Below are 13630 nucleotides of genomic sequence, written 5' to 3' on the forward strand. Positions count from 1 at the left end.
GAAACGCGGGGTCAGCGGTCCATCATCCGCAGCGCCATGGTCGGCGCGTCGGCCATCACCGACGTCGGGTTCGACACGCCACCGGTGGCCCAGACCTTCGACCGGGCGATGTGCACCCCCGGGTAGAGCTCGACGACGTCGGTGGCCTGCAACGGCCGGGCCTGGCGTTTGATGGTGCGGCGTTCGTCGTCGTCGGGTGAGCCACCCGGCCGTACGCCGGTGCCGTTGGTGCTGACGTCCTGCACGACGAGGTCCCTGCCGTGCAGCTCGAACCGGACGTGGCTGCGGCTGATCCAGCGCCGCGCCTCCTCGGTGAGCCACTGGCCGAGCATGATGCCTTCGCCGCGCTCGGGTGCCCGGCCGACCACCATCGGGTGGTCGGCGGAGACGACGAACCGCTGCCGGACCATTCCGTCGATGCGGATCGACAGCACCTCGGCCGGTGGGCGGGCACCCGCCTCGGTGAGTCGTTCCCCGTGCCGGGGACAGGTCGGCTGGCCGGTACGCAGCGTCGGCGGCGGCTGCCCGCCGGGGCGGCCGACCCGCATCCGGCCGAACAGCGCGCATTCCGGGTCGGGGCAGCTCCACAGTCGGGCCAGCAGTTGCGCACCGGCCGGCGACGGCTCGGCGGTCGCCGGTGTGTTGCCGCCGTCGGCGCGGGCGGTCAGCGCCGGGCCGCCGTGGCCGGGCAGCGGGGCGAGCAGCCGGCCAGGCTGACTGAGCCACTGGTAACGCCCGCGCATGCCGTCGAACCGGTGGCGGCTGAGCACCGGCAGGCCGAGCAGTTCGGCGACCTCCAGAAGCCGGTCGGCGGGGTCGGCGAGCACCTCCACCAGGCCGTCGTCGGACCACCGGCGGGCGACCATCCGCTCGTTGGAGGTCAGGTCGGCGTCGGAGAGCAGACCGCGGTGCACGACCACGTACACCGGGACGTTCTCCTCGGCGACGCTGCGGCCGAGGGCGTCGATCAGCTGCCCGAGGCGCAGCATATTGGCCGGCCGACCGTTGTCGAAGTCGACGTACCGGACGACCTCGGCCAGGTCCACGACGGCACGTGCGGTCGCCGGGTCGGTGCTGAGTCGGCGCTCGATCGCGTCGAGTACCTTGCTGACCTCGAATCTCACCGTGTACCTCCCCCGGTCAGGAATCCCACCGCGTACCTCTCCCGGTCTGGAATGTCACCGCGTACCTCTCCCGGTCTGGAATGTCACCGTGTCCGCTCCCCCGTCAACCCTGCGCCGCGACGATCTCGTCGATGCGGCGGGCCAGCTCGATGTCCAGGGCGGTGGTGCCGCCGGCCGAGTGGGTGCGGCACCGGAAGGTCAGGGTCCGCCACCGGATGTCGATGTCCGGGTGGTGGTCCATCTCCTCGGCGGTGATCGCCACCCGGGTCACCACGGCGACCGCGTCGGGAAAGGTCGCCAACGAGACGGTACGGGCGATCGCCTCAGGGTCGCCCACCCAGTCCGTCAGCTCCGCGAGCGCGGCCTGCACCTGTGCGGTGTCCAGCACCTCTGCCATGCGGTGACCTTACCGTCTGTCTCGCCCAAGTGATCGGCACGCGGGTCGCGGCGAGTAGGTTGTCTCGGCATCAGTCATTCCTGTTCGGGAAGGCACAAATGCCGCAAATAAGGCGAGCTACCGCAGTTGTCGGCGGGCTTGTTGTTTCACTCGCCCTCATCGTCACCGGGTGTGGCCGGTCGGGCCCTGCCACCGACCCGGACCCGCCGACCACAGCCTCGGCCAGCTCCGCCGACGACCTAGGCAACGACCAAGCCGACCGCCTAGGCGACGCCACGCAGGCGCTGGCCGCCGCGATCGGCAAGGCCCAGGAGCAGCCCGCCAGGGTGCGGTTCGTCATGTCCGGCCGGTCCGGCGAGACGACCGAGGCACACGCCGAGATCGACCCGGAGAACCAACGGATCAGGATCGAGTCCTACTTCCAGGAGGACGGGTCCACGGTGATGGTCACCATGATCCTGCTGGAACAGGACTTCTACCTGATGAACGGCAGCGGAGAGCGGGCCGGGGTCTGGTTCCACACCGATCGGGCGGACCTCCCGCCCGGGGGCACCTTCGACACGATGGCCAAGGGCGATCTGATCGGCGTACGCCAACTTCGGCGAGCCGGTGACCGTCGAGAAGCCGGACGGCGAGATCATCGACATGTCGGACGACATGCTGGACCTGTTCGACGTCTGAACCGACCGGCAGAGCAGTACGACCGGCAGAGCAGTACGACCGGCAGGTAGCGAGTCCGATCGACGGTGCGGGGCCACCCACTAGGGTGGCCCCGCGCTTGCTACCCGGCAGTCATGATGATCACTTGATGCTGAGCTGGGCGACACGCCGGCAGCAAACCGAATTCTCGTCAAGTGATCATGAGTGCGGCGGCAGCCGGGTGGGTCAGCGGCGGCAGCCGGGTGGGTCAGCGCAGCGGCTGGCCGACGGAGTGCAGGTGGCGCAGCGCCTCGGCGTACGAGTCGATCAGCCCGGCCTCGGTGTACGGCAGGTCGCGTTCCTGGCAGTAGCCGCGCACGATCGGTTGGGCGTACCGCAGATGCGGCCGCGGCATGCTGGGGAACAGGTGGTGCTCGATCTGGTAGTTGAGCCCACCGAGCAGTACATCGACGAACCAGCCGCCGCGCACGTTGCGGGAGGTCAGCACCTGCTTGCGCAGGAAGTCCAGGTCGTCGTCCGGGCCGAACATCGGCATCCCCTTGTGGTTCGGCGCGAACGCGCACCCCATGTAGAGACCCCATAGCGCCTGGTGCAGCACGATGAAGGCCACCGCCCGCACCGGCGACAACACCGCGAAGACGATCCCGAGGTACGCGGCGGTGTGCACCGCCAGCAGCAGCCCCTCCACGACGCGCCGCTTCACCGGGCCGTTGATAACCGCTTGGACGCTCGCCACCCGCAACGCCAGGCCTTCGAGCAGCAGCAGCGGGAAGAACAGGTACGCCTGCCGGCGGGCCAGCCAACGGCCGAAGCCCTGGGTCGCGACGGCCTGTTCCTCGGTCCAGACCAGCGCCCCGGCTCCGACGTCCGGGTCGTCGTCGACGTGGTTCGGGTTGGCGTGGTGCCGGGTGTGCTTGTCCATCCACCATCCGTAGCCGAGCCCGACCCCGAGATTGCCGAGCAGCAGGCCGGCGGTCTCACTGGCCCGCCGGGTACGGAACATCTGCCGGTGTCCGGCGTCGTGGCCGAGGAACGCGACCTGGGTGGCGGCGATCGCCAACCCGACGGCGGTCAGCAGCTGCCACCAGCTGTCCCCGCCGGCCAACAGCACCGCCCAGCCGGCCAGGTAGGCCCCGACGGTCAGCACGATCCGGGCGGCGTACCAGGCGGGTCGGCGGTCCAGCAGCCCGGCCTGACTCACCCGCCGCGACAGGTCGGCGTAGTCGCTGCCCCGCGGGCGAGGGCTGGTAAGGGTGGGTGCGGCAGCAGTCATCGAATGCCTTCCGTGGCTGTCCCGGCCTGTCGGGGCCGGCGATTCGGGGGTGGTGGTGCAGGGGTACTGGCGGTGCGAGGTGCTGGCGAGGACCGGCGACGTCTCCAGTCTGCGGGGATCCGCCGCGTGGGGTAATCCTGTCTCCCCCCGGAACCCGGGTGACGCTAGCCCCCTCCCGGTCAGGTCATCCGGCCGACAACAGTACGCAATCTGCGCAGATCCCGGCGACGGCGTTCGTAGGTGACCGCCAGAGTGATCAACGCCAGGCCGCCGACAGCCAGGAAGCTCCACCGGGGCAGCAGGTCCCAGACGGCGACGAGTTCCCGCACCGCGAGGACCGCCAGCACCGCACCGCCGATCATGACTGGGGCCTGCCGGCGGTACGCCGCACCGAGCAGCACCGCCGCCACCGCCCCGGCCCCGAGCAGCAGCCGGCGCACCGGCTGACCGTCGGCGACCAGCACCGAGCCGAGGCTGGGCAGCAGGGCGGCGGCCAGGCCGGGGGCGTACCCGAGCCAGCTTGACCGCTGCGGCTGGGCACGCAGGGTCAGCCAGCCGACGCCGAGCGCGGCCAGGGCCACCGGCAGCGTGTACGCCTCGGCCAGCGCCACCTGCTCGCTGGTCAGCAGCAGCCACCAGGCGACGATCTCGCTGGCCAGGGCCGTCATGACCAGCACCCACGGCCGGTGCGGCACCGCCTGCCGTTCGCCTGGCCGCAGCGGCACCGGGTGGACGGTTGCCAGCAGTGCCCGGGCACCCAGCACGACGCCCCACAGGGTGCATACCCCGGCGGCGTACCGGGCCGAGCCGACCGTCATCAGCACAGCCACGCCGGCGGCGGCGTGCCCGGCTACTTCGACGCCGATCGACTCGGCCCGCCCCCGTACGCCCCCGGCGGCCGACCGGAGGGTCAGCATCGCGCCGACCGCCATGGCCAGCGCGGCGACGGCGAGGACCGCGTACCCGCCGACCCGGACCGGCAGGTCGGCGGCGTGCACGGCGGTCGCGGCGAGAACATTGCCGGCGACCACAGCGACGACCCCGGCAGCAACCCGCACCGGGGTACGGCGACCCGCCGCGCCGATTCCGGCAGCGCACGCCACCACGGCGGCCAGCGCGGTCAGGGTGCTGACCCGGGTGGGCAGCAGTCCGGCCAACCCGGCCCCGGCCAGCGGGGCACCGACCAGCAGGGTGACCGCCACCTGCGGTGCGGCGGTGGACCGGGCGGCGACCACCAGCCCGGCGAGTCCGGCGGCGAGGCTGATTGCCGGCACCACCGGCCACGGCGTACCGGCGCTGGCCAGGGCGGCCAGCAGGGCGACCAGCGCGACCGGTCCGCCGGCCAGCACCGCGTACCGCGCCCGGTACCCCGCGACGGCTGCCACGGTGGTGGCGGCGAGCACGGCCAGGGTGACCGCCCCGGCGGCGGGGACCGGCACCGGCAGCGCCGGGCTGAGTCCGGTCCCGGCCGGTACGCCGGCCCAGCTGGCGTCCAGCCAGCGGTACGGGGTGAGCAGCAGCGACGCCAGTACCGGCAGGGTGCTGACCGCCGCCGGCAGCACCAGCCCGGCGGCGACGCCGGTCAGCAGCAGTCGCAGCACGCCACGGGGGACGAGGGCCGCGGCGGTAACCAGCAACAGCGCCGCCGCGGCGACGTACCCGCCGGTGGACTCCCCCGGCACGTACGGCACGGCGCCGACGGCCGGAGCGACGAGGGTGGCGACGACGGTGACCGGCAGCGCCGCCCCGGCGTACCAGAGGTATCCAGGCCACCAGCGGCGGACCGCGACCAGCGCGACCGGTAGCCCGATGGCGGCGGCTGCCCCGGCGCGCGCCGGCCAGCCCGCCGACGGGTCGAGGGTGTGCACGGCGAGCGCGACGAGCGCCGGCCAACCGGCGACCGCGACGGCGACGCCGAGGCCGCCGATCGGGGCCTGCCACCAGGGAGCTCCGGGGCGCTGCAGGGCGTGGCGGGCGACGGCGGCGACGGCGAGCGCCGTGCCGACGACGACCGCGACGGCGGTCGCGGCAACGGCCGGTCGGCCGGCGCTGACCAGCAGCGCGTGGCCGGTCAGCAGGGCGGCGACGGCCGCGCCGGGCAGCGCGACGGCGGCATTGCGCGACCTGGCGGCCCGTAGCGCCGCCACCGCCCCACCGGCCAGGCCGCCGACGGCGACCGCCCACCACGGCACCGGGATCGCCGCCGGTACGGTCAGCAGCCCGGTGGCGGCCCCGACGGTGAGCAGCACCGGCCGGACCGCCCGGGGCAGCAGCAGAATCAGCGCGCCGGTGACCGCGACGACGGCGAACGGCAACTGCCAGTCCCCGGACGCGTCGACCGGACCGGCGGCGGCCCGCCACAGCGGGCGGGCCGCCGCGATACTTTCGGCGGCGACGGCCAGAGCGGTCAGCAGTACGCCGACCCCGAGCAGACCGGTCACCAGCAGTGCACCCGCCCACGGCCCGGTACGGACCACCGCCGGCAGCCGGCCGCGCAGGTACCGGCCGGCGAGGGCGAGCCCGACGGCGGTGCCGGCGACGATGGCCAGCGCCCGCGACGGTGCCGGTTCGGTGCCGGCCCGGACCATGGCGATGGTCACCGCCGGCGCCAGCCCGGCCAGGCTGATCGCCAGCAGCGCCGGTACACCGGTGAGCCGGCCGGCGACGACCAGCACGGCGGCGACGGCCAGTAGCGGCAACCCGGCCAGGGCGGGAGCGCCGGACGGGTGGCCGAGGATGACTGCGGCCAGGGCGGCGATCCCGGCGGCGGTCAGCGCCGCGCCGACGGCCGCCCAGCCGGTGATCCGCAGCGCCAGCCGGGCCGGCGGAGTGAGCGCGATCATCGCCAGGGCGCCCAGGGCGGTGCCGAGCAGCAACAGGGTGGTGCCGGCGGCGTCGGCGTGCAGGTCGACGGCGAGCAGCGGCAGCACGGGTTGCGCGGCGAGCAGGGCGGCGAAGCGGGCCGCAGCCAGGCCGGTGATCAGGTGGTAGCCGGCGGCGACCAGCCCGGTGACCGCGAAGGTCACGGCGGCGTACCGGGCGGCTGGCAGGTCGGCGGCGCCGAACAGGTCGACGTAGCGAGCGGCGTAGCCGTCGAGCAACACCAGCAGCAGCCCGAGCGCGGCGAACGTCTCGGCGGTGCCGCGCAGGCCGCGCCAGTTGGCCAGCGGCGGCAGGGCGAGCAGTACGGCGGTGACGCCGGCCAGGATCGCGGCCCGGCCGCCGACGCCGACGCTGGCCCAGGCGACCGCGGTGAAGACGATCGCTGCGGTGCCGAGCAGCAGTCCACCGAGGACGAAGAGAATGGTCTGCACGGTACGGGTGGAGGTCTCCGGCCGTGGTGGCTGGCCGCCGGCTGGTGCGGCGGCTGGTGCGGCCGCCGACGCGGCGGTCGGGCGGGCCGGTGGGACGGTCGTCGCCCGTACCGCCGCCTGAACCTGGGCCGCGAGCTGTTGCCTTCGGATCTGCGCGACGTGCAACTGCCCACTCAGCGTGGCACACGCCGCCCGGGCCTGTTCGACGCGGGCGGCCAGCCCGGCGATCTCGCCGTCGAGCCGAATCACCTCGGCTGCCCCTGGGTCGGGTGCCCGGCCGCAGCCTGGGCAGCCGGCGGCGAGGCTCGCCGGCGTGCCGCAGGCCGGACACGGGTAGTGGGCTGTCGCGGTGCTGCTCATGACCGCATCCTCGCCGCCCGGCCGGTGCGGCCGACAGAGTGCGGGTACTCAGCCCGACCGAGGGGGCGGCTCAGGTGGGGACGGTTCAGGACCATTCAGGACCAGCCGACCGGGAATGGACGACTGATAGACGACTCAGGGGCGAGTGTGTTCGTATACCCACCGGGCGTAATCGGGGTTGCCGGCTTCGATGACGGCAACCAGGATCTCGGGTACGTCGTAGGGGTGCGCGGTGCGGAGATAGGTGACCAGTGGGTCGCTACGGTCGGTGGCGGTCTTGAACTGCACAGACCACTCCTTCGTGGTCTCCACCCGGCCTTCCCACCAGTAGGTGCTGGCCACCGGACCGCCGATCTGGGCGCAGGCGGCGAACCGGCCGGCAACCGCAGAAGCGGCGAGCACTTCGGCGACCGAGCGGGCATCCACCACCGTCGTCACAACGGAGATTTGATCCACGGAGCGCACCTTACGCCCTCAAGGTGTCCGAGCGGTTCTTCTCGATCCACGAATCGATCCGCGCCCACCAGTCGTAGAGCCATTCGATGCGTTCGTCACGGCCGGCCGGAATCTCCTCGGGCGGCACCGACCAGAACCGCATCACGATCCGTTTGTCCATCGGCAGTTCCCGCCACACGTCGGCGCCGGTCAGCATCCGGTCCAGGCCGGTGTGCGCGACGAAGATGACGCCCGCGTCCGGGGCGGCGTCCAGCGCGGCGAGCAGGCCGCCGGGGCGCGGCGCCAGGACGTGCCGCATCGACTCGGCTCGGGCCGCCATCCCGCGCAGTCCCAACGCGTGCAGCCGCTCGATGGCCCGGCTGCGCCGGCCCGGAGTGAAGTTGCCGCCCTCGGGGAAGATGACGAACGCGTCGTTGGCGTCCAGCCCGGTCGCCAGGTGTGCGATCTGGGTCTCGACCGGCTCAGCGCGCCGGTCGCCGGGGGCGATGAACCGGTTGGGCAGCCGGTTGAGCAGCACGTCGATCGCCGGATCCCACTGCAGGGTCTCCTTGAGCACGATCCGCGGCTCCCGGTCGAACCAGTTGACCAGGCCGTGGATCAGGATGAACGAGTCACCCGGGCCGGCGTGCCGGGACACCACCAGTTCGGGACGGCCGGGCAGCGCGGTGTCCGGATCGGTGCCGACCACGTCGATACTCAGCCGCAACGCCCAACGGGCGTGCCAGAAGAAGAACGTCAGGAACCAACCGGTCAGCACGTAGTGGGCGCGTTGAAACGCCGGGCTGCGGATCTTCCATCCGCAGCCGGAGGCCAGCCAGAGTCCAAAGAGGGCGATCAGTGCGGCGGTGTCCCACAGCAGGTAGACCACGGCGACCCAGAACAGTCGCAACACCCGCAGCCGGCCGGGCACCAGTAACGAAGCGGCTGCGGCCAGGAAGATCCAGAACGGCAGCGTGGTGAGCACCGCTGCGGCAAGCAGCGGTACGGCCGGGGCGAGCAGTGTCCGGCGTACCCAGCGGGGTGGCAGCGGCATCAGCAGCCGGCCACGTTGGTCTTGAGGTAGCGCCGGGAGGCGGTGTAGGCGCGGCTGATCCGGCGGCCGACAGCGGTCATGTCCCGGTACGCCCAGGGTGTGTCGTCACGCGTCTCTCCCCCACCAGTCGGCAGTACGTGCACCTCCACATCGTGACCGAGCGCCGCCAACTCCCGGGCGAACCGGTGCCGGCGAGCGATCTCGAAGGCGACCTGGGCGACCTCCCAGGGCCGCCGGGGTGCGCTGAGTGGCCGCTCGATCCGGCCGACCTGGAGCACGAAGACGCGCTTCGCCCCGGCTTCGACGGCCTTGCCGATCGGGATCGAGTTGACGATCCCACCGTCGATGAAGTGCTCGCCGTCGATCTCAGCCGGGGGCAGCAGGCCGGGCACCGCGGCCGAGGCGAGCACTGCCGGCACCACCGGGCCGGTGTCGAACCAGTGTTCGGCGGCGCGTTCGATGCTGGCGGCGCAGCAGTGGAACGGCACGGCCAGGTCGGCGAAGGTGGTGGTCTCGCCCAGTTCGGCTGCCAGCAGCCGGCGCAGTGGCCGTGGCGAGTGCAGGTGGGTACGGGCGGCGAACCGGCGCAACTGGCGGGCCATCGAGTCGCCGTACACCTCGCTGGCCTCCGGGGAGGCCCAGAGCCGGACCAGCCGCAGGGTGACCGCCTCGGAGGGGTCGGCGGCGACCAGTACACCGTTGACCGCGCCGATCGAGGTGCCGACGACGAGATCGGGCTCGATGCCGGAGCGGAACAGGGCGCGCAGCATGCCGACCTCGACCGCGCCGAGTACCCCGCCGCCACCCAGCACGAAGGCGACCGGACCGTTGACCATGGCGTTCATCCTGGCACGGGCCCGGTGGCCGCCGGTCAGGTCGGTCCCGCCGCCCGGGCTCGGTCGGAACTACCGGCTCATCGCCAATGCCGATTTATGTCGGGTTAAATGATAAATGTTCACCTGTTTAACGTGCCGTTGACAGGACGTGCCAATTCGCGCAGCCTGATACGACCTCCACTCCCCAGGCAGGTGCGACAACGATGGCATCGCTGCAAGCGGGCGAACTACTCGCCCGCAGATACCGTCTCATCGACCGGATCGGTGCCGGCGGCATGTCGGTCATCTGGCGCGCCCGCGATGAGGTGCTCGACCGGGTGGTCGCGGTCAAGGTGCTCGCCGCGTCGTTGGCCGCCGACGCGCGGTTCCGCAGCATGGTGCGGGAGGAGGCGCGGTCCGCCGCCCAGCTGATCCATCCACACGTGACCGCGGTGCACGACTACGGCGAGGCGGTCGCACCGGACGGCACCGTCACCGCGTTCGTGGTGATGGAGCTGCTGTCCGGCGAGGAGTTGGACGCCCGGCTCACCGCCGGCCCGCTGGCCTGGCCGGCGGCGGTGGAGACCTGCGCCCAGGTCGCCGAGGCGCTGGCCGCCGCGCACCGGTTGGGCATCGTGCACCGCGACGTCACCCCGGCGAACATCATGATGACCTCGATCGGCGTCAAGGTGCTCGACTTCGGGATCGCCACCCAGATCGGTGCCCCCGACGAGGACGAGGAGGGCGAGACCTTCGGCACCCCGGCGTACGTGGCCCCGGAACGCCTCGACGGCCGGCCGGCACAGCCCGCCACCGACGTCTACTCGCTCGGCGTCCTGCTCTACGAGACCCTCACCGGCCGGGTGCCGTACCCCGCTGACACCTGGGACGACCTGCACCGGGCACTCGATCAGGAGATCCCGCCGCTGACGGTGCCCGGACTGCCCACCCCGGTCGCCGAGATCTGCCTGCGCTGCCTGTCCCGGGACCCGCTGAGCCGCCCCACCGCGCACCAGGTCGGCGCCGCGCTGCGGGACCAGTTGCTACCCGCCGATCCGCAGGCGGCGACCATGCTCGCGCCGACGATGGCCCTGCCGACGATGACCGAGTACGACGCTGCGCCACCCGCCGCCGCCGAAACATCGGCCCTCGGCTCCGATTCACCGGCCCCAGACGCCGGAGCACCGGCTGTCGACGGTCGACGGCGGGTCGGCCGGCTCGACTCCAGGGTCGCCACGCTACTGGTGGTCAGCGCCGTCGCGGTCGCCGTGATCCTGCTGCTGCAGCCCGAGGTGCTGCGGCGGCCGGGCAGCGACCATCCGCCGCCCGGCGGGCAACCGCAGTCCACCGGTACACCCGCCGGTCCCACCCCGCCGACGCAGCCGACACAGCCGGGGACGTCGGCGGACGCACCGCCCACCGACGCGCCAGCCACCGGCGCCGCGCCGACCCCCACGGCAACCGACACCGCACCAGCGGCGACCGCACCGGTCGTTCCGACCGTCGACGAGGCGATCACCCTGCTCGGTCAGGTGATCGACGACGGGCTAACGGACGGTGCGATCCGCCGCGATGCCGGCCTCGACCTGCAGAACCTGGTCCGGAACCTGCGGACGTCGTTGACCAGTGGCACCGCGGACATCGACCGGGACGTCGACCAACTGCGCCGCAAGGTGCGGATCCGCGCCGACGAAGGCGCGATCACCTACGCGTACGCCGACAAGCTGGACTCGGCACTGGACCAGTTGGCCGGTGCCGCTGTCTGACCGCCGGCAGCCACGGCACCAACCGGGTCGCGGTACGAGCGTGTCAGTGCAGGCGGATGCGATGCCCGGACCGGTCGAACAGCAGGAGCCGGTCCAGATCCAGCGCCATGGTCATCGTCTCGCCGGGCTGCGGCGGCGCCGCCGCCGGCACCCGGACCACGACGTCACCGTCACCGCCCGGTGGGTCGGACGGATCCGGCTCGTACACCGGGTAGAAACCGTACCGGGTCCGAGCGGTCGCCGGCCGGTCCGGACGGCGCTGCTGCGGAATCATCCGGGCGATGGTCTCCCGCAGCTGGTGCCGGGGCGGCGGATCCTCGGCCAGCAGCTCGGCCAGGTGGTTCTGCGGATCCGGCAGGTCCAGTTGCGACTCGGCCGGGGAGGTGGGCACACCGCCGGTATCCACCCAGACCAGTGCCTCGTGGCCGAGGTTCTCCACGGCCCGGACCGTGCCGCGCAGGGTGACTGACAGCGTCCGGTCGGACCCTGCCGGGTCCGGGCCGCCGGGCAGCGCCGGGTCAGCGCCGGTCGGCGGTACGGGGTGCAGCGCGTCGGCCCGCAACGCCACGGTCACCCGCTCGGTGTGGTGCTCGGCCAGCCGGGCCACCCGGGCGTCGCCCACCGGCAGTTCCAGCACCTGCGAACCGAGATCGATCACCATCCGGTCCGGCTCGGCGTAGACCGCCCCCTGCAGCAGGCTGGTCCGCGGGGTGCCGAGGAACGCCGCGACGAACAGGTTCGCCGGGTCACCGTACACCTGCGCTGGCGGCCCGGTCTGCTGCAGCCGGCCCTTGCGGAGCACCGCGAGCTGGTCCGCCATGGTCAGTGCCTCGGTCTGGTCATGGGTCACGTAGACGGTGGTCACCCCGTGCCGGCGGGCCAGCGCCGTCACGTCGGCCCGCAGCTCGGCGCGCAGCCCAGCATCCAGATTGGACAAGGGTTCGTCCAGCAGGAACGCCTTCGGCTGGCGCACGATGGCCCGGGCCATGGCGACCCGTTGACGTTGCCCTCCGGACAGCACGGCGGGCTGCCGGTGCAGGTGTTCGGCGATGCCCAGCTCAGCGGCCACCTGCCGGATCCGCTGTTCCACCGCCGGGCCGTGCCCCACGCGCAGCGGAAAGGCGATGTTCTGGGCGACGCTCAGATGCGGGTACAGCGCGTAGTCCTGGAACACCATGGACACCTGTCGTCGCTGCGCCGACCAGCCGTCCACCACCCGGTCGTCGATCAGCACGTGCCCGGACGTCGGAGTCTCCAGGCCGGCGACCAGCCGCAGGATCGTCGACTTCCCGCACCCGGTCGGCCCGAGCAGCACCAGGAACTGGCCGGACGGGACCGCGAGACTCACCCCGTCGACTGCGACAGTGCCGTCGTCGAAGACCTTCGTCAGCCGGTCGGTGGCGATGGCGACCACGCGATCACCTCCTGACCCCATCGTCAGGCCCAGCGGCCATCGACGCCAGCCCCTGTCGACGGACGGCCCGCGACCGCCGGTGAGCGGTCGGCGGCGGCACCGCCGACGGCGACCGTCGGGAAGGTCAGCGCAGTTCCTCGGGAAGCCGCAGGTTGTCGCCGATCAGCCCGCCGCCGGCCGGGGGCGGGGATGGCGGCGTGGGCGGGGGTGGTCCGGTGGGCGGGGGCTGGTTGGTGACGCTGCGGTCGAGCCACCCGTCGCCGTCGTCGTCATAATGGGTCTGCTCGAAGAACCCGTCACCGTCAGTGTCGTACGCCGCGGAGTCGACCAGACCGTCGGCGTCGTCGTCCCGGCCGACGAAGTCGGCCCGACCGTCGCCGTCCTGGTCAACCAGTATGTCCACCCCGCCGTCCGCCCGTCCCCGGACGATGTGCCGGTCCCACTCGCCGTCGCCGTCGACGTCCACCCGGGTCCGGTAGTCCTCCGGCACCGCCGGCTCGACCGGCTGGGGTGCCGTGCCGAGCCCGGCGGACCGGTCCGGCACCGGCGGACCGGCGCCCTCCGGCCGTGCCCCGAAGCCGCTGTCTTCCCCGGCCGAACCGAACCCACCGCCGGACCCGGCCGGCCCGAAGCCGCTCTGTGCACCGGCCGGCCCGAAGCCGCTCTGCGCACCGGCAGAGCCGAGAGCCTCGTCGACGGCACCGGCCGCCGCGCCGATGTCGCCGAAGCCGCCCATCATCCCGGTCAACGGGCTCAGCAGCCCGAACGCGCTGGACTGGTTCGCCCGCGTCTCCACCGCCGCCGTCGAGCCGCCCCCGGCACCGCCCATCTGGGTCCGCAGCAGCTCCTGCTCCTCGGCGGTGAGCTGATAGCCGGCTAGCGCCGCAGTCGGGTCGGCGGCCAGCGCGGCGGCGAATCCAGGGTCGGTCAGCAGGCGTTCGAGCGCGGTGTCGAAGTCACTCATCACCGGTCCCCTCGTCGATGTCGCTCCAGGGTAGTCCGGGGCCACAATCCGCCA

The 13630-nt window shown here is 72.9% G+C and carries 11 protein-coding genes; 2 read left to right on the plus strand and 9 right to left on the minus strand.

Annotation, left to right across the window (positions count from 1 at the left end; genetic code table 11):
• Positions 1-11: 11 nt before the first annotated feature.
• The gene (locus O7543_RS13345) at positions 12-1124 is read right to left on the minus strand and encodes an FHA domain-containing protein (RefSeq protein ID WP_281553529.1); all 1113 of its coding nucleotides are present in this window, start codon (positions 1122-1124) and stop codon (positions 12-14) included.
• A gap of 103 nt (positions 1125-1227) precedes the next feature.
• Positions 1228-1521, minus strand: coding sequence for a 4a-hydroxytetrahydrobiopterin dehydratase (locus tag O7543_RS13350; protein ID WP_278167350.1), 294 nt, complete (start codon positions 1519-1521; stop codon positions 1228-1230).
• Positions 1522-1859: 338 nt separating this feature from the next.
• Here O7543_RS13350 and O7543_RS13355 point away from each other — a divergent pair, with 338 nt between their 5' ends.
• Positions 1860-2252, plus strand: coding sequence for a hypothetical protein (locus tag O7543_RS13355; protein ID WP_281567414.1), 393 nt, complete (start codon positions 1860-1862; stop codon positions 2250-2252).
• Between the two features lie 176 nt (positions 2253-2428).
• Here O7543_RS13355 and O7543_RS13360 read toward each other — a convergent pair whose 3' ends face one another.
• The 5 genes from O7543_RS13360 to O7543_RS13380 form a co-directional block, all read right to left on the minus strand.
• Positions 2429-3454 carry an acyl-CoA desaturase gene (locus O7543_RS13360; RefSeq protein ID WP_281553527.1) on the minus strand — a complete coding sequence of 342 codons (1026 nt, stop codon included), beginning with the start codon at positions 3452-3454 and terminating at the stop codon, positions 2429-2431.
• A gap of 179 nt (positions 3455-3633) precedes the next feature.
• Complete coding sequence (locus O7543_RS13365; RefSeq protein WP_281567415.1) at positions 3634-7128, minus strand: hypothetical protein; 3495 nt, start codon at positions 7126-7128, stop codon at positions 3634-3636.
• A 135-nt stretch (positions 7129-7263) separates the two neighbouring features.
• Entirely contained in the window at positions 7264-7584 is a 321-nt protein-coding gene (gene cutA, locus O7543_RS13370; protein ID WP_281553525.1) for a divalent-cation tolerance protein CutA, read from the minus strand.
• 10 nt (positions 7585-7594) lie between these two features.
• Entirely contained in the window at positions 7595-8617 is a 1023-nt protein-coding gene (locus tag O7543_RS13375; protein WP_281553524.1) for a 1-acyl-sn-glycerol-3-phosphate acyltransferase, read from the minus strand.
• A complete protein-coding gene (locus O7543_RS13380) occupies positions 8617-9453 on the minus strand; it encodes a patatin-like phospholipase family protein (protein ID WP_281553523.1) in 837 nt (278 codons plus the stop codon). The genes O7543_RS13375 and O7543_RS13380 overlap by 1 nt, the downstream gene beginning before the upstream one ends.
• 203 nt (positions 9454-9656) lie before the next feature.
• On the opposite strand from O7543_RS13380, the gene O7543_RS13385 reads away from it, so the two are divergent.
• A complete protein-coding gene (locus tag O7543_RS13385; protein WP_281553522.1) occupies positions 9657-11198 on the plus strand; it encodes a serine/threonine-protein kinase in 1542 nt (513 codons plus the stop codon).
• A gap of 43 nt (positions 11199-11241) precedes the next feature.
• Here the strand turns inward: O7543_RS13385 and O7543_RS13390 are convergent, their stop codons facing one another.
• Positions 11242-12612 carry an ABC transporter ATP-binding protein gene (locus O7543_RS13390; protein ID WP_281553521.1) on the minus strand — a complete coding sequence of 457 codons (1371 nt, stop codon included), beginning with the start codon at positions 12610-12612 and terminating at the stop codon, positions 11242-11244.
• 124 nt (positions 12613-12736) lie between these two features.
• Positions 12737-13576, minus strand: a complete 840-nt coding sequence (locus O7543_RS13395; RefSeq protein WP_281553520.1) for an Os1348 family NHLP clan protein — start codon at positions 13574-13576, stop codon at positions 12737-12739.
• Positions 13577-13630 lie beyond the last annotated feature (54 nt).

The sequence above is a fragment of the Solwaraspora sp. WMMA2080 genome, assembly GCF_027497395.1.
Lineage (GTDB): Bacteria > Actinomycetota > Actinomycetes > Mycobacteriales > Micromonosporaceae > Micromonospora_E.